The organism is Paraburkholderia sp. BL23I1N1, from assembly GCF_003610295.1.
Lineage (GTDB): Bacteria > Pseudomonadota > Gammaproteobacteria > Burkholderiales > Burkholderiaceae > Paraburkholderia.
This window is the reverse complement of record NZ_RAPV01000001.1, coordinates 4,975,851-4,992,221: the sequence shown is the minus strand read 5'-3', so window position 1 is coordinate 4,992,221 and position 16,371 is coordinate 4,975,851. Positions and strand designations below refer to the sequence as shown.

Sequence of the window (16,371 nt, the reverse complement as noted above, 5' to 3'; positions counted from 1 at the left end):
ACAAAGCAGTCATACTTCCGGCGGCGCTGCGCGCGCCGACGCGTTTTTCATAGAACCGCCTGTTCGGTTTTACGCCTGCTTCACTCGACGCCTCGGCTCGTCGCTCATTACCAACGTTTCTCCAGTGCGCCAGCGTTTCATTCGAAGTGCGAATTCATATTTGCACGCGCTGCCGCGACTTGTCGCCGCTCGGGGAGTCGGGCGGCACGTCCCGAAACGCCTCGCCGATGCGAAGCCGACGGCCCCCACCACGCAAAATCGAAGCCCCATGGTTTCCCATGGCAAACCCATCCGCGACGCACGCAGTGCGGAGTGGGAGCTGATGAGCCCTTTGTCACTTACGCCGAATGTGCGGGGGAACGGATTCCAGATGCACCACTACCTCCTCCAAGCCAGGGGACCCACTTATAAGCTAGCGGTGTGAGCCGCTTTCTTTTGCCTTTTCTTTGCGGCAGGCAAAGAAAAGTAGGTGCCCCCCGCACAGGGGGAACGCTAATAGACCACTAAGAAAACAAGGAAAGGCCAAAGATTCCAGATCAAGGAAAGACCAACACCATAAAACCACAGACAAACAAAGCGCCGCGTACGCAAATACGCTAACCTACCCCTCCCAACAAAGCCACCCAACGAGGCCCCCAAAATGCCACCCTCAAAAACCGGCAAAATCCGAATCGGCATAGGCGGTTGGACCTATGCCCCCTGGCGCGGCACCTTCTACCCTTCAGACCTCACGCAAAGCCGTGAACTCGAATACGCGAGCAAAAACCTCACATCGATAGAAATCAACGGCACCTTTTACGGCTTGCAAAAGCCGGCAAGCTACGAAAAGTGGTATCAGGAAACCCCGGAAGATTTCGTCTTCTCGCTAAAAGCCCCCCGCTACGCAACAAACAGAAAAATCCTGGCCGACGCCAACGAAACTATCGAACGCTTCTTCGCCAGCGGCGTGCTGCTACTAAAACAGAAACTCGGCCCAATCAACTGGCAATTCGCAACCACCAAAAAGTTCGACCCGGAAGACTTCGAAGCCTTCCTGAAACTGCTGCCCGCCAGCATAGAAGGCCAAAAACTAAGACACGCAATCGAAGTCCGCAACGACACCTTCAAGACCCCCGAATTCATCGCGCTAGCCAGAAAGTACAAAGTCGCCGTCGTGCTGGCAGCCGACAGCGAATACCCGCAAATCGCCGACATCACCGCGCCGTTCGTCTACGCCCGCATCATGGGCACAAACGACAAACAAGCCAAAGGCTATTCAACCCAGGCCCTCGACACCTGGGTCGACCGCGCCCGCCAACTCGCGGCAGGCACAACGCCGGATGAACTGGAAACCTCGGCCGCAGCCCCCGAAAAAACCACGGCGCGCGACGTCTACCTCTATGTCATCAGCGGCTTCAAGGAACGCAATCCGGCAGCCGCCATGGCCCTGATCAAACGCCTCGAATAACGGTCATCCAGCCCGCTCGCGCGAGTGTCATAATCCCGGCACAGTTAATCGACTGCACCAACGCACCGTAGCCCCCACACATCCAGGCCGCAAGGCCACTTCACCATCCAAGGTCCGGGAGAATATTTTGAGCGCCATCGACAATCCTTTGCACGATCAGGAAGTCGGCTCGGCCGACGCCACCCAGGACACCACGCGCATCGACGACGTTCGTATCGGCGCGGTACGTCCGCTGATTTCCCCCGCCCTGCTGCAGGACGAATTGCCCGTGCCGCCGTCGGTGCAGACGCTCGTCGAGAAAACCCGCGTGGAAATCGCCGACATTCTGCACGGCCGTGACGACCGGCTCGTGATGATCGTCGGCCCGTGTTCCATTCACGATCACGATCAGGCGATCGAGTACGCCCGCAAGCTCAAGGTCGCGGCGCAGACCTACAAGGACGATCTGCTGATCGTCATGCGGGTCTACTTCGAAAAACCGCGCACCACGGTCGGCTGGAAAGGCTATATCAACGACCCGCGTCTCGATGGCAGCTTCCGCATCAACGAGGGGTTGCGCCTCGCACGGCAACTGCTGCTCGACATCAACGGTCTCGGCTTGCCCACAGCCACGGAATTTCTCGACCTGCTCAGTCCGCAATACATCGCGGATCTGATCGCGTGGGGCGCGATCGGCGCGCGCACAACGGAGAGCCAGAGTCACCGGCAGCTTGCATCGGGGCTGAGCTGCCCAATCGGCTTCAAGAACGGCACAGACGGCGGTGTGCAAATCGCCGCGGACGCAATCGTCGCGGCAGGTGCAAGTCACGCGTTCATGGGTATGACCAAGATGGGGATGGCGGCGATCTTCGAGACGCGTGGCAATGACGACGCACACGTCATCTTGCGCGGCGGCAAGAAAGGGCCGAATTACGACAGCGCTTCCGTCGAAGCAACCTGCGCGGCGCTCAAATCGGCAGGCCTGCGCGAGCAGGTCATGGTCGACTGTTCGCATGCGAACTCAGGCAAATCGCATTTGCGTCAACTGGAGGTGGTGCAGGATCTGGCGCAGCAACTCTCGCAGCGCGAGCGCCGCATTATCGGCGTCATGCTCGAAAGTCATCTGGAAGAAGGCCGTCAGGATCTGAAAGCCGGTGTGCCGCTGCGCTACGGCGTATCGATTACAGACGCTTGCGTGAGTTGGGCGCAAACCGAACCGGTACTCGAAACGTTGGCCGAAGCGACCCAAAAACGACGCGCGGGCTGATCTCGCCGACGCGGCCTGCACGATCTCGCCCAACCAACAATCGGAACCAACGGCCGGGAGGCGAGCGTGCATGACGCAAAAGCAAACAACGACGGCACAAACATCGTTACGCACCACCGCGCACCAAGATGCAACAGCGCGCACCAATGTGCACCACACGCGCCGCACCAACCGCCGATCAAACACCCTCACGGGGATTGGGCAGCGCGTGATTCCTCACGCCCGAGGCATCGGGCGACGCGCGCTACAGCAACGCGCGTGGATACTCCGGCGCGAGGCGCGTTGCATTACGACGCGTTGACGGCTTCCTTGAATGCCTTGCCAGCGGTGAACTTCACCGTCTTGGCTGCAGCGATCTGGATTTCAGCACCGGTCGACGGATTGCGACCCACGCGTGCTGCGCGTGCGCCGGTCGAGAAAGAACCGAAACCGACCAGTTGCACCGTATCACCACCCACCACGGCTTTGGTCACCGCTTCGACGATTGCGTCGATAGTTTGGCCGGTGGCCGCTTTGCTTTCGCCCGTCGCTGCGGCGACTGCGTCAATCAGTTCCTGTTTGTTCATAGTACTTCCCGTATGGTAATTCATGGAACCGGCGCCACATCTGTTACGCCGGGACCGACACACTAACGCATAGGCGCATATTCGCGCAAACCTTGGGTGTAAGCCTTGTATCACCCGCCCAGCGGCAATTTGACGATTTTTTGCCCCAAAGTGCTATAAGAATCGCGCGCTTACGTATTTCTCCCGCTTTACGGGTGTCCGCGGCGTATCACAATCCGTTGCAATTTCAGTGCTTTAGCGGTGGCAAATGAACGGCAGCCACGTTTTTTTACTATCTTATGGGGGATTGCAAAAATTCGGCATTCAGCACCGCACCGCGCTCGGTAATAAAAAATCCGGAAGAAATATGACAATCGAAATTCTCCATATTGCAACAAGCGCGATGCTCGCCGCATGCTCTTGCGACACCCAGGCGGCCAGCAATACCGCCTGAATAACGCTGATCGGCACGGCGAATCCGGCCACGCCGCTACGTCCCTACGCCGCCAATCAGCCGATCTCATGCACGCTGGCGCGGCATAAATGACTCATGACCGAATCGACCGCCGGGCGTATTTACCGCCCCCTCAACGCGAGCGCTTGTTAGGCGCGCACTTTTATTTCCACTGAAACCGCCCTCAAGGTCTCGTCGACGCTGCCGATATACAAAGCTGCGTGTGCAGCGCAAACGTTACAAGGACGGGAATGGTTCGGCTAGCCAGATTGAGGGAAGCGCTATCGGTCGCGGAAGACGACCCTGGACTCGTGCGCTCGCAACTTCAGGCATTCGGCCGGCAGATACCGTTGCTCTATTTCATTCTGCTCGTGAACACGTTAGCCGTCGCCGTCACGCACTTCGGATCGGCGCCGGCAGCGTTGTCCGTCTATTTTCCCGGGTCGCTCTGCACGTTGTGCATCATCCGGTGCGTGCGCTGGTGGCGAGTCCGGCATCGGGTTCTGATTCACGAAAAGGCCGTGCCCGAACTGCGCAAGGTGATCTGGCTGACGGGTATTTTCGGCGTTGCCTTCAGCATCTGGTCGCTCCTGCTGTTTCCCTACGGTTCCGCCTATGAGCAAGCCCAGGTCGCGTTTTATATGGCGACGACGCTGGTTGGTTGCGTGTTCTGCCTGATGCATCTGCGGGCCGCCGCTCTGCTCCTGCTCTCGATCGTTATCCTAAGCTTTTCGACATTTCTGGTTTTCACGCGCTCTTCCGTCTTCATCGCGATGGCGATCGACATGACACTGGTCGGCGTCGCGCTCGCCTTCATCATCGAACTGTATTACCGGAATTTCGCGGGTATCGTTCACGCGCAGCGCGAATTGCAGGTAAGCCAGCAGAAAACGCAAATACTTAGACGGTGTTAGGAACTTCGAAGTACTGGGATTGCATGGACAAGCATAAGCATGGCGAAGACGACAAAATGCAAACCTGCGAGTGTTTCGGGCAAGCGTTCGTAGTCGCGAGCGAGGCGTCGAAAGCGGTTGAGCCATCCGAAGCTGCGCTCGACTACCCATCGACGTGGCAACAGCACAAAACCCTTTTTCGCTTCATCGAGCTTGATCACCTGGAGATCAATTCCCTGAGCGCGCGCGGCCTGCGCAGGAGCTTCGCCCGTGTAACCCTGATCGGCAAAGGCCACTTTCACGGTTTCTCCCGTTGCCTGCTGCACCTGGCGCGCCAGCTCTGTCACCTGTGCGCGCTCCTGCTCGTTGGCCGGCGTCACGTGTACGGCGAGCAACTGGCCCAGCGTGTCGACCGCCATATGCACCTTGCTGCCACGCTTGCGCTTGTAGCCGTCATAGCCTGCGCGTGGACCGCTCTCACATGTCGATTGCATCGTACGGCCATCAAGGATCACCGCGCTGGGCTGCCCCCGCCGCCCCTGCGCGACACGGATGATTGAACGAAGATCACTCACCATGCACTCGAAACAGCCGGCCGCCAGCCATCGTTGCGTCTGCTGGTACACGAGTTCCCACGGCGGGAAGTTGGTCGGCAGCATTCGCCACGCAGCCCCAGCGCGAGCCATCCAGCGCAACGCATTGAACATCTCGCGCAACTCGTATTTACGCTGTGGTGCACTCTCATCCATCAACGTCAGATACCCTGCTACGAAGCTCCATTCTCCGTCTGACACGTCTGTCGGGTACACTTTACGTTTCTCTCTTGTCATCCCTCCAGGGTACCAGGTTTTGACCGGAAGTTCCTAACACCGTCTAGCGCGGCGGAGCACCATACTCCAGCTTCGGATACCAGTCGCTGCCGCGACCGCCGGGCGTCATATCGAGAATTGTCCAGATCGGCATCACATCCGGCGCGCCGCGTGGATCCTGCCCCGGGTCCGCGGTCGACGGCCCCATCTCATCGGCCCAGAAGTGCCGCACCGTGCCGCCTGAACGCGTGAACACGTTGAAGGCGGGATGATCGTCGCCGTCGGGATCTTCACCGGCGTAGTCGCGGTTAAAGGTGTTGCCGTTCGACGAATACAGTCGCAGATGCCGCCAGCCGCGCTCTTTCTTGAACGCCACCAGCTTGTCGATCGGCGAGCGTCCGATCACGGCGAAGGCCACACATTGCAAGATGTCGGGCATTTCGCCGTCGTAAGCACTCAGAAGCGAGGTGCACATCGGACAGGGCCGCGCGCGCTGCGGGCCGAACATCCAGTTGTAGGTGACGAGCGTGTCGTGCGCGCCGAACATCTCCGAAAGCGTCACCGTACCCGCTTCGCCCTCGAAGCGATAGTTCTCTGGCACGACGCCGCCGGGCGGCAATGCGCGGCGCTGCACGGCCACGCGTTCGATATGACGGCGCAACTCGATTTCTTCAGCCAGCAGGTCGTTGCGCGCGCGGCGATATGCGGCGCTCTCGTCCGGAAACCGGCGCGGCGAATCGGCGAGCAGCCGGGCCGGTTTCAGCGTTTGTGCGGATGGGTCTACGTCGGTCATCAGCCACCTCCTCTTGCGTAAAAAGGATAAAGGGCACGATAGCGGCACGGCACGGCGCGTGGCAACCGTGAGCGCATTTTTTTCCCCTATATCGCCACGACGAATGGGCCGCCGGCAAATCGACAATGCCCGAGAATTTTTTTGCGGTCCGTCCAGGACGGCATCAAAGCGCCTCCGTTCAACACCCGGACGGAATGCGGACAACCCCGGGCAGCGATCGAAACCCTATTGCAAGGTATCCTTTCGCGAAACAGCATGCGCGCGCCGGCGCGCTATCGCACCGTCACGGCGCCCGCCGCGCCGCCCTTGGGGATGCACCATGCCGCTTCGTCTGCCACCCCTGCCCGCGCTTCGCTTCTTCGAGGCGGCCGGCAGGCACCAGAGTTTCAAGCTTGCCGCCGCTGAACTGAACGTCACGCCAAGCGCGATCAGTCACGGAATCGTTGGCCTCGAACAGTCACTCGGCGTCGAACTGTTCGTGCGCGAGCCGCGTGGAATTTCGCTCACGGCGGCGGGCGCCGACTATCTGTCGTACGTATCCGAAGCATTTTCGCTGATCGCAATCGGCACGCAGCGTCTGCCGAATCACCGCGCGAATCGCCCCATCGCGCTGAGTTGCGCGCCTACGTTAGCCTCGCGCTGGCTGCTGCCGCGCCTCGCCGCTTTTCGCTCGCGCTGGCCCGCGGCGAACGTCACCGTGGATACATCGCATCGTCAGGTCGGCTTTCCCGTCGACGGTTTCGATTTCGCCATTCGCCTGAGCCGCGCCCCGGTAGCGGGGAGCGCCTGGACACGTCTGTTCGGCGAGCGCCTGGTGCCGGTGGGCAGCCCCGCTTACCTGGAGACGCTGCGCGACGAGCACGGCAACATCGATCTGCGTCACGCGACGCTCATTCACGTGAACTCGGCAAGCGAGGACTGGCAGGCATGGCTCGACGGAACCGCCGTCGAGGGTATCGACCTGAACGATGGCTTGCGCGTCGACACGATCCAGCTCGCTTTCGAAGCCGCGAGCATGGGCCTCGGCGTCGCGCTCGGTAGACGGCCGCTGGTGGATCGCGACCTCGCGAGCGGCGCACTCGTCGAAGCCTGTCCACAAACGATCGACTCCTCCACGGCCTATTGGCTGGTGAGCGCGCAGAACGCGGAAAGCGCGGTGCAGCGCCCGGAACTGTTCGACTTCAAACGGTGGCTGCTCGACGAGGCTGAGCCGTTCGACACGCCACCCGATAGCGACGCCGCGGAATCGCACCGCGCCGGGCACTGAGCCGCACATTCAACCTGAACAGGTGAGCTGCGCTCACCTGTCGTCAAAATCTTTTCTTTTGCTGCTTCTGACGCTCGCTGCGACCATGATGTCGAAGGAGATCAGAACCATGTCCACTGCCAATAGCAAACGCTTCGCCCTCCCGATCAATCAGACGACGCTCGTGATCGTCGTCGGCGCGCTGATTCTGAGCGCGGCCATGGGTATCCGGCAAACCTTCGGCCTCTTTATCGGGCCGTTTTCATTCGACCGCGGACTGCCCGTCACGCTGATCGCCTTCGCCATCGCGCTGCACAATCTGGTGTGGGGTTTCGCGCAACCGTTCGCGGGTGCCGCCGCGGACCGTTATGGTTCGGCGCCGGTGGTCGCGTTCGGCGCGACGACTTTCGCTGCCGGCCTGGGCATCGCAGCGGTCGCGCCGTCGGGCGCGATGCTGATCGTCGGTATGGGTTTGCTGGTCGGAATCGGCGTCAGTTGCACGACGTTCGGCGTGGTGTTGCCGGCGGTCGGCCGCATCGCTTCGCCGGAAAAACGCAGCATGGCGATGGGTCTCGTTAGCGCAGGCGGCTCGGCAGGACAGGTGTTGATGATCCCGCTCGTGCAGAGCATCCGGCTCAGCTCGGGCATCGCCACCTCGCTCTTCGCGCTGGCCTTCCTGATGCTGCTGATCGCGCCGCTCGGCATCGTGCTCGATCGGCGTCAACGCGTCGGTACGCGCGTGCAGGAACCGCCCGCTGCGCCGCTTCGCAAAGTACTCGCCCAGGCGGTCCGGCATCGCGGCTATCGCCTCCTGACGCTCGGTTTCTTCACCTGTGGATTTCAACTTGCGTTCATCGCCACCCATCTGCCCGAATATCTCACGCTCTGTCATATGCCGGTCGGACTGGGCGCCACGGCGCTGGCGCTGATCGGCCTGTTCAACATGGCGGGTAGTTGGGCATGCGGCTGGCTCGGCGGCCGGTTCCGGCAGCACCATGTGCTCGGCTGGCTTTACCTGATTCGAAGCGCGACGATCGGCACCTTCTTCGTGCTGCCGAAGACCGCCACCTCGGTCGTCATTTTCGCGGCCGTGATGGGGCTGACCTGGCTCGGGACCGTGCCGCTGACGAGCGGGCTGGTGGCGAAAGTATTCGGCACACGGCATCTCGGCAGCCTCTTTGGCGTCTGCTTCCTGAGCCACCAGATCGGCTCGTTTCTCGGCGCGTGGCTAGGCGGTCTGGTGTTCGACCTGACCGGCTCGTATTCGCTGCTGTGGGAAGCCACGGTTGCCGCCGGACTCGTCGCCGCGATGCTGCACTTTCCGATCGACGACAAGACGGTCAGCGCGCCAGCAATCCGGCCGGAGCCGGCGAGCGCCTGACCTATTTTCGCGGCGTATCCGCCGCCGCTTTCGGCACGCGGCCCATCAGATAGAACTCGTCGTTCGGACGCATTGAAATGATGTTGGCCATCCGGTTCGACAAACCGAAAAATGCCGTGATGGCCGCGATATCCCATACGTCTTCGTCGGAAAACCCATGCTTGCGCAGGGTCTGAAAATCGGCATCGTCGACCGTGCCGGACTCGCGGCAGACCTTCAACGCGAAGTCGAGCATCGCCTTCTGGCGCGCCGTGATATCCGCCTTGCGATGATTGACGGTCACCTGATCCGCCAGCAGCGGCGCCTTCTCGTAGATGCGCAAAATCGCGCCGTGCGCGACCACGCAATACAGGCACTGATTCACCGCACTCGTGGCGACGACGATCATCTCGCGCTCGCCTTTGCTCAAGCCGCCCTCTTTCAGCATCACCACGTCGTGGTACGCAAAAAACGCGCGAAATTCATCCGGCCGATGCGCCAGCGTCAGGAACACGTTCGGGACAAAACCGGCTTTCTCCTGCACTTCGAGGATGCGAGCTTTGATGTCGTCCGGCCATTCGCCTGGTTCGGGCACGGGGTAGCGGCTAATCGGGTGAAGATTTGCCATGCAGGGTCTCCGTTGTATCCGTAGGTGCATGACGATTGTAGCAACCGTGCCGCGGAACTCCTTATGCGCCATGGGGATATCCGGCACCCGCCTTCCAGAAGCACACGTAATGCTGTATTTTCGACGGATCAATTCTCGAAGACCGAGAGGGTCCATGGATCGCCTGGAGGCAATGTCAATTCTGGTGGCCGCAGTGGAGACCGGCAGTTTTTCGGCCGCGAGCCGCAAACTGGGCACGCCGCTCCCAACTGTCAGCCGTAAAGTCGCGGAGCTTGAAGCGCATCTGAACGCGCGGCTGCTGGTCCGCTCCACCCGCAAGCTGACTTTGACCGACGCAGGCGCGGCCTACCTCGCCGCCTGCAAGCAGATCCTCGAACAGGTGACCGAAGCCGAAAACGCGGCCGCAGGCGAGTACAGCACGCCACGCGGTGAAGTCGTCGTCACGGCGCCGATGGTGTTCGGACGCCTTCATCTATTGCCCGTCATCAACGATTTCCTCGCGACGTTCCCGGAAATCGCCGTGCGTCTGGTGCTGGCCGACCGCACGCTGCATCTGCTCGACGAACATATCGACGTCGCGTTGCGCATCGGCAAACTGCCCGACAGCAGCATGGTCGCGACCCAGGTCGGCACGGTGAGCCGGGTGGTCTGCGCCAGTCCGCGTTACCTCGCGCAGGCCGGCAAGCCGGACACACCCGCCGATCTCACCCGCTTCGCTTGCGTAAACTTCGACGTATTGCAGTCTGGGCCAATCTGGACCTTTGCGCCGCGCGGGGCGAAGCAACAGGCCGTGCCGATCCGTCCGCGCCTCTCCGTCAATACCGCGGAAGCCGCCATCGATGCGGCGATCGCAGGCGTAGGCCTCACGCACGTGCTCTCGTACCAGGTCGCGCGGGCCGTCGAAGAAGGCAAGCTGCACCTGGTGCTGCGGGACTTTGAACCCGAACCAATACCGGTCAGCCTGATGCACGCGGGACAAGGGCCATTGCCGCTGAAGACGCGCAGCTTTATCGACTTCGCGGTGCCGCGCTTGCGCGCCACGCTGAGCGGCGACAAGGACAGGCTACGCGCGGGCAACTGACCCCGCTTCCCAAACACACAATGGGGCAGCATTAAAAAACGCTTGCGGATGATTCTCAATGTGTGCAACATGCACATATGCACGTTGCACACATTGAGGTACTCCTATGACGCAGCGCACAGAGAACCTGCTTGGCGTGCTCGCCCTGCTGGTTACGGACGAGATGAACGCGCAGCCCACCGTGGCCGCACTCGCGGGCCCCACTGCCCGCGCCATGCTCAACGCCGTCGGTCAATATCCCGATTCATCCATTGAAGTATTGCGCGACGCGGTCGATCTTTCGCATCCGGCCGCGGTCCGCGCCGTAGCGGGCCTGGTGGACGCGGGTCTCGTCGAAAAGAAATCCGGCAAGGATAAACGTTCCGTCGCGCTTGCCCTGACGGCTTCCGGCAAGCGTGAAGCCAAACGCCTGCAAACCGCACGCGACCGGATACTCCAACGCATCGCCGGACAGCTCGACGAGCGCGAGCGCGAAGTGCTTGAAGGTCTGCTGATCAAGATCCTGTGGCATGAGACGCGCGATCCGGCACACGCCATGCAGCTATGCCGCCTCTGCGACGACGGTCCCTGCCTGAAAGCCGGCTGCCCGGTCGAATGCCGCGAACAGGGTCTGCCAATGCCCGCGCGGAGCAGCACATGAATGCCGCCGCGCCGGTGCGCTGGCCGGCGATCGCCGCGCTGACCACGGTCTCGGCACTCTCGCAGATCGGCCAGTTCGGCATCGGCTTCATGGTGCTGCCGGTGTGGCTGGCCCATCAAGGGCTCGACGCACCTCGTGCCGGCCTCTTCTCCGCGTCGCAATGGACCGGCATGCTGGCCGGCCTCTTGATCGCCCCTTGGCTGGTGGAACGTATCGGAGCAAAACGCACGGTGTCGCTGGGTCTCGCCGCCACGATTGCTGCGTTCGCCACGATGAACGCGCTGTGGTGGCCGTTGTGGCTCGTGCCCGGCCTGTTGACCGGATTCGGCATCGGCTTGCGCTGGATCGCCAATGAAACGTGGCTCTACCGGCTGGTGCCGCCTGAGTCGAGCGGACGTGTAGTGGGGGTGCACGAAGCACTGATTGCCACCGCGGGTGTGATTGGTCCGGCATTGGCGGCATGGTGCGCAGTCGACGGACGCATCACGTTCGCGTCCGGCGCGGCCTTTACGTTTGCCGCGGCCGTTCCGCTGTGGCTGACCGCATCGGATGATGGACGCGCGGCGGTTAAAGCAGCACGACTTGCGCGAAAAACCCGGCTTGAGAAAAGCACGCCGATCGGCCCCCTGGTCAGCCTCGGCGTGGTGGTCGTGGCGGCAGGTGGGATCGGCGACGGCGCGCTCTACGGCCTCTTCCCGTTCTTTGCCGACGCCCACGGCCTCAGTACCACGCAGACGGCCACCCTGCTCACGCTATTCGGGTTGGGCGGCATGGCGCTGCAATATCCGATCGGCTGGTTCGCCGATCGCGCGGGCCTCGCCGCCACGGTGATCGTCTGCGCGGCGCTCAGCACGCTGGCGATCTGCGGTTTCGCGCTGGCCGCGCCCGCCTCGTGGCTCGCCGACGCGAGTGCATTGCTGCTCGGCGGCATGAACAGCGCGTACATCACACTTGGCATGGTCGCAGCGGCATGCAGCGACAAGGCCGCGCTCACGCGCAACATGCGGCTGGTGTCGCTTACCTTCACTGCGAGTTCGATTGTGGGGCCACTCATCGCCGGGTTCGCCATGAAAGCGCGCGGCAGCGATATGCTGATGTGGCAACTTGCGATCATGAGCGGCGCGCTCGTTGCCTACACGCTCGGCTTACGCGAAGGCCGGCGCAATCCAGGCACAGCCCCCGATCGTTCGTCATCGATGGGATGAACCTGACTTGCGCCGGTTGCGTTTCAAGCCGAATGAATGTGCCTAGCGAGGCTGGCGAGCCTAACGTTCGGCCACTTTCCGCTGCCGCCAGAGACACAACAGATCGCACGCGATATGCGCGGCGGCAATTGCCGTGATCTCGCTCTGGTCATAAGCGGGCGCCACTTCCACCACGTCCGCGCCCACCAGATTCAACGCACCGAGCCCGCGCACAATGGCCAGTCCCTGCGCCGACGACAAACCGCCCGCCACGGGCGTACCCGTGCCCGGCGCGAACGCCGGATCGAGGCAGTCGATATCGAAGGTCAGATACGCGGGCCGCTCGCCGACAATCGACGTAATCCGCTCCACCGCCGCGCGCGTGCCATGTTCGTGGACCCACGCAGCGTCGAGGATATTGATCCCCATGAAATCTTCGTTCCACGTGCGGATGCCGACCTGCACCGAGGTCTTCGGATCGATCAAGCCGTCTTTCACCGCCTTGTAGAACATCGAGCCGTGGTTCAGGCTGTCCGGGCTGTCGTCGGCCCAGGTATCGCAGTGGGCGTCGAAATGGATCAGCGAGAGCGGCTTGCCGTACTTCTCCGCATGCGCAATCAGCAGCGGATACGTAATGTAGTGATCGCCGCCGAGCGTCAGCATCTTCGCATCCGAGCGCAGGATCGTGCGCGCATGCTCGACGATCGACTCCTTGATCGTCATGGGGTTGTGCGCGTCGAACCAGCAGTCGCCGTAATCGGTCACCGCGAGGTCGTCGAACGGATTGAAGCCCCACGGATACGGGTGCAACTCCGACAACTGCACGCTCGCCGCGCGCACTGCCGCGGGGCCGAGACGCGCCCCCGAGCGGAACGTGGTGGCCAGATCGAGCGGCACGCCGGAAACCACGACGTCGACGCCGTCGAGTTCGCGGGTGTACTTGCGGCGCATGAACGACAACACACCCGCATAGGTGTTTTCGATCGACGAGCCATAGAGCGACGGACGGCGGATCGCGCCGTCGCCGTAGATGAGTTCAGTCATGGATGACCTGATACCTGATAAACATGCCGGAGCCGCACGCGGGGCTTCCAGGTGATACGTGCGACGTCCGGCCTCGGATTCATTGGGAACGCGACGGCGCCTATACAGCACGCCGCCGCGCTGGCTTGCGAATCCTTTAGCGCAGCCGCACGAGCGTGGACTTCAGCTCGGTGTACTTCTCCAGCGCGTGCAACGACTTGTCGCGGCCGTTGCCCGATTGCTTGTAGCCGCCAAACGGGAAGTTCATATCCCCGCCTTCGTCGTAGCAATTGACCCATACCGTACCGGCGCGCAGCTTGCGCGACACTTCATGCGCGGTGGTCAGGTTCGAGGTCCACAACGCAGCGGCAAGACCGTACTCGCTGTCGTTAGCGATCCTGATCGCTTCTTCAACCGTGTCGAACGTAATCACCGACAACACCGGCCCAAAGATTTCCTCGCGCGCAACCTTCGCACCGGAGGCCGGGATGTCGAAGATGGTCGGCTCGATATAGAAGCCGCCGGTCTCCTGCTTGACGCGCGATCCACCCAGCAGCAGCTTCGCTTCGGCGCGGCCCGCTTCGATATAACCGAGCACGCGCTCGAGTTGCACGTTATCGACGATCGCGCCCATCGAGGTTTTCGGATCGAGCGGGTTGCCCGGCGTATAGCTGCGCGCGGCGGCGATCAGCTTGTCGAGGAATACGTCCTTGATGTCGCGATGCACCAGCAGGCGCGAACCGGCGGTACACATTTCGCCCATGTTGTAGAAGATCGCGCCGGCCGCCGCATTGGCTGCACGGTCGAGGTCGGGGCAATCGGGCATCACGATGTTCGGCGATTTGCCGCCGAGTTCGAGCCAGACGCGCTTCAGATTCGACTGGCCGGCGTACTGCATGATCAGTTTGCCGACGTTGGTGGAGCCGGTGAAGGCGAGACAGTCCACGTCCTGATGCAGCGCCAGCAGCTTGCCCGGTTCGCCCGCGCCCGGCACGACGTTGAACACGCCGGCGGGAATGCCCGCGTCCAGCGCGAGCTGAGCGAGGCGGATCGCGGTGAGCGGCGACTTCTCCGAAGGCTTGAGCACCACGCTGTTACCCGCGGCGAGCGCCGGGCCGAACTTCCACGAGGCCATCAGGATCGGGAAATTCCACGGCACCACCGCGGCGACCACGCCGATCGGCTCGCGCGTGACGAGGCCCACCAGGTGGTGATCGGCCGGCGCGACTTCGCCACCGACCTTGTCGATGGCTTCGGCGAACCACTCGACGCAATACGCCGCGCCCGGCACGTCCACCGTGGTGGTGTCGGCGATCGGCTTGCCTGCGTCCAGCGCTTCGAGCAGCGCGAGTTCGTCCATGTGTTCGCGGATCGACGCGGCCCAACGCAACAGAATCGCCTTGCGCTGGCGAGGATTGAGGCCGGACCACACGCCGGAATCGAACGCGCGGCGTGCGGCTGCCACGGCAGCATCGACATCCGCTGCGCCGCTGTCGGCGACTTTGGCGAGCAGCTTGCCGTCGATCGGGGTCAGGCAGTCGAAGGTGCGGCCGCCCGCGGCATCACGGTACTCGCCGTCGATAAACGCACGGCCTTCGATCGAAAGCGTAGCGGCTTTGTCTTGCCAGAAAGCGAGAGATTTCTTGTCCATCAGGATGCCTCAATGTTATGCGCTCGACGCACGCCGGCATCGACTTCAGGCGGCTTGCAACTGCGTCGCGGCGCGTTGGCGCGGAGTGTTTAGAACGTGGGCGGCGAATTGGCCGACACGATCTCGCAGAGATGCTCCGCGCTGGGATTGCGAAAACGATGCGGTAGACGGCTTTCGAAGTAGTAGCTGTCGCCTGGGTCGAGCAGCCACGTGACGCCGTCCACCGTCAGTTCGATCTGACCGCGGACCACCACGCCGCCCTCGTGCCCCTCGTGCTCCAGCATTTCCGGCCCCGTATCCGACAGCGGCTGATAAACCTCGCGCAGAATACCCATGTTCCGATCTTTCACACTAGAGCCCGCGAGGTAGAACTCGATCGACTCATTGCCGAGATTCGGCATGTCGGCGCGGCGCGACACGACGGAGCGCTCCACCTCCACCTCAAAGGTGAAGAATTCGGCGAGACTCATCGGTATGCATTCGAGCAGCTTCTTCAATGACCCCACCGACGGACTCACACGGTTTTGCTCGATCAACGAAATCGTGCCGTTGGTCACGCCCGCCCGTTTGGCCAGTTCACGCTGGGACAGGCCATTCTTCTTACGGATGTACTGCAGGCGGGTCGCTACTTCTATGGACATCGCTAGGTTCTCTGACATGGAAACGATCGGGGCGCGTGGGCTCGGGCAACATATGCCCGCGAGTGTTGAATATTCTAATCACTTTAATCGTTGCGCCGCTGGGGAAAACCCTGAAAGGATTCCGAAATATGACACGCGCAACGAATGTTCCCACAGGCCGGGATTCTAGCGACACCCCCGGGAAAGCCCTGATAATTCTTTTATAAAAATGATTTGACGGCATTATTGGCTCGTATACGATGGTTCTCAGGCGATCGTCATGCCGACGTCACGGAACACGAACATGTGTTTTTTGATACAGCGAACCCAGTTCGCATCGGTCAGAGTCGATCATCCCAGCGTGATGTTTCTTTAAACGCCCAGTGCGTTTTTCGAGCAAGCGTTCAATACTTTCAACGTCGCTAGTCGAGTGTAATCGTGAGAGTCCGAGGCCCTTTGGTGAGATGGAATCGAAGTCAGGCGAGTTGTCCTCGCGCTGACGGCGCCATCGCCGACGGCAGCAACGGCAGCCTTGCGTTCCGCCGCTTCCTGTCCGTCTTCACGATCCTGTCCCGCCGTTCAGTTCGACGTCACAACTCCATCTCCGCGCGCGCCTTCATTGCCGTGCGCACGGACGAAGTCGCCTCGTTGCTGCCGTAGCGCCTCCCCCCTTTTTGCCGTTCGATTTGTCCGTTTGCGTGAGCGCGCTCTCTCTTGAGCCATGCGTTCGTGCATGTGCGGTGCCGTCTGC

16 protein-coding genes and 1 pseudogene are annotated in these 16,371 nt (G+C 61.8%); 10 read left to right on the top strand and 7 right to left on the bottom strand.

What is annotated here, in order from left to right; genetic code table 11:
- Positions 1–640 precede the first annotated feature (640 nt).
- Both B0G76_RS23350 and B0G76_RS23345 read left to right on the top strand, forming a co-directional pair.
- Positions 641–1,447 carry a DUF72 domain-containing protein gene (locus B0G76_RS23350; RefSeq protein ID WP_120294639.1) on the top strand — a complete coding sequence of 269 codons (807 nt, stop codon included), beginning with the start codon at positions 641–643 and terminating at the stop codon, positions 1,445–1,447.
- A gap of 127 nt (positions 1,448–1,574) precedes the next feature.
- The gene (locus B0G76_RS23345) at positions 1,575–2,693 is read left to right on the top strand and encodes a 3-deoxy-7-phosphoheptulonate synthase (protein ID WP_120294638.1); all 1,119 of its coding nucleotides are present in this window, start codon (positions 1,575–1,577) and stop codon (positions 2,691–2,693) included.
- Between the two features lie 287 nt (positions 2,694–2,980).
- Here B0G76_RS23345 and B0G76_RS23340 read toward each other — a convergent pair whose 3' ends face one another.
- Entirely contained in the window at positions 2,981–3,259 is a 279-nt protein-coding gene (locus B0G76_RS23340) for an HU family DNA-binding protein (RefSeq protein ID WP_006049832.1), read from the bottom strand.
- Between the two features lie 247 nt (positions 3,260–3,506).
- Between B0G76_RS23340 and B0G76_RS42520 the strand changes: the two genes are divergently transcribed.
- Both B0G76_RS42520 and B0G76_RS23335 read left to right on the top strand, forming a co-directional pair.
- Complete coding sequence (locus tag B0G76_RS42520; protein WP_147394075.1) at positions 3,507–3,692, top strand: hypothetical protein; 186 nt, start codon at positions 3,507–3,509, stop codon at positions 3,690–3,692.
- Between the two features lie 251 nt (positions 3,693–3,943).
- A pseudogene (locus B0G76_RS23335) lies at positions 3,944–4,594 on the top strand (GGDEF-domain containing protein); the annotation flags it as partial.
- 8 nt (positions 4,595–4,602) lie between these two features.
- Here the strand turns inward: B0G76_RS23335 and B0G76_RS23330 are convergent.
- Together B0G76_RS23330 and B0G76_RS23325 are read right to left on the bottom strand one after the other, a co-directional pair.
- Complete coding sequence (locus B0G76_RS23330) at positions 4,603–5,415, bottom strand: IS5 family transposase (RefSeq protein WP_120294637.1); 813 nt, start codon at positions 5,413–5,415, stop codon at positions 4,603–4,605.
- A 43-nt stretch (positions 5,416–5,458) separates the two neighbouring features.
- A complete protein-coding gene (locus B0G76_RS23325) occupies positions 5,459–6,187 on the bottom strand; it encodes a DUF899 family protein (protein ID WP_120294636.1) in 729 nt (242 codons plus the stop codon).
- A 319-nt stretch (positions 6,188–6,506) separates the two neighbouring features.
- On the opposite strand from B0G76_RS23325, the gene B0G76_RS23320 reads away from it, so the two are divergent.
- Positions 6,507–7,454: a LysR substrate-binding domain-containing protein gene (locus tag B0G76_RS23320; RefSeq protein ID WP_120294635.1), complete on the top strand. Its 948-nt coding sequence runs from the start codon at positions 6,507–6,509 to the stop codon at positions 7,452–7,454.
- Positions 7,455–7,563: 109 nt separating this feature from the next.
- A complete protein-coding gene (locus B0G76_RS23315; RefSeq protein ID WP_120296706.1) occupies positions 7,564–8,814 on the top strand; it encodes an MFS transporter in 1,251 nt (416 codons plus the stop codon).
- A gap of 1 nt (position 8,815) precedes the next feature.
- On the opposite strand, the gene B0G76_RS23310 is transcribed toward B0G76_RS23315, so the two are convergent.
- The gene (locus B0G76_RS23310) at positions 8,816–9,421 is read right to left on the bottom strand and encodes a peroxidase-related enzyme (RefSeq protein WP_120294634.1); all 606 of its coding nucleotides are present in this window, start codon (positions 9,419–9,421) and stop codon (positions 8,816–8,818) included.
- A 154-nt stretch (positions 9,422–9,575) separates the two neighbouring features.
- On the opposite strand from B0G76_RS23310, the gene B0G76_RS23305 reads away from it, so the two are divergent.
- The 3 genes from B0G76_RS23305 to B0G76_RS23295 all read left to right on the top strand — a co-directional run bounded on the left by B0G76_RS23305 (position 9,576) and on the right by B0G76_RS23295 (position 12,347).
- A complete protein-coding gene (locus B0G76_RS23305) occupies positions 9,576–10,502 on the top strand; it encodes a LysR family transcriptional regulator (RefSeq protein WP_120294633.1) in 927 nt (308 codons plus the stop codon).
- A 106-nt stretch (positions 10,503–10,608) separates the two neighbouring features.
- Positions 10,609–11,142, top strand: a complete 534-nt coding sequence (locus tag B0G76_RS23300) for a MarR family winged helix-turn-helix transcriptional regulator (RefSeq protein WP_120294632.1) — start codon at positions 10,609–10,611, stop codon at positions 11,140–11,142.
- Positions 11,139–12,347: an MFS transporter gene (locus B0G76_RS23295; protein ID WP_120294631.1), complete on the top strand. Its 1,209-nt coding sequence runs from the start codon at positions 11,139–11,141 to the stop codon at positions 12,345–12,347. Before B0G76_RS23300 ends, B0G76_RS23295 begins: the two co-directional genes overlap by 4 nt.
- Before the next feature lie 60 nt (positions 12,348–12,407).
- Here B0G76_RS23295 and speB read toward each other — a convergent pair whose 3' ends face one another.
- The 3 genes from speB to B0G76_RS23280 form a co-directional block, all read right to left on the bottom strand.
- Positions 12,408–13,370: an agmatinase gene (gene speB, locus B0G76_RS23290; RefSeq protein ID WP_120294630.1), complete on the bottom strand. Its 963-nt coding sequence runs from the start codon at positions 13,368–13,370 to the stop codon at positions 12,408–12,410.
- A 136-nt stretch (positions 13,371–13,506) separates the two neighbouring features.
- The gene (locus tag B0G76_RS23285) at positions 13,507–15,000 is read right to left on the bottom strand and encodes an aldehyde dehydrogenase (protein WP_120294629.1); all 1,494 of its coding nucleotides are present in this window, start codon (positions 14,998–15,000) and stop codon (positions 13,507–13,509) included.
- A gap of 89 nt (positions 15,001–15,089) precedes the next feature.
- A complete protein-coding gene (locus tag B0G76_RS23280) occupies positions 15,090–15,641 on the bottom strand; it encodes a cupin domain-containing protein (RefSeq protein ID WP_120294628.1) in 552 nt (183 codons plus the stop codon).
- 435 nt (positions 15,642–16,076) lie between these two features.
- Between B0G76_RS23280 and B0G76_RS23275 the strand changes: the two genes are divergently transcribed.
- On the top strand, positions 16,077–16,280 hold the full coding sequence (locus tag B0G76_RS23275) for a hypothetical protein (RefSeq protein WP_035516723.1): 204 nt from the start codon (positions 16,077–16,079) through the stop codon (positions 16,278–16,280).
- Positions 16,281–16,371: the final 91 nt, after the last annotated feature.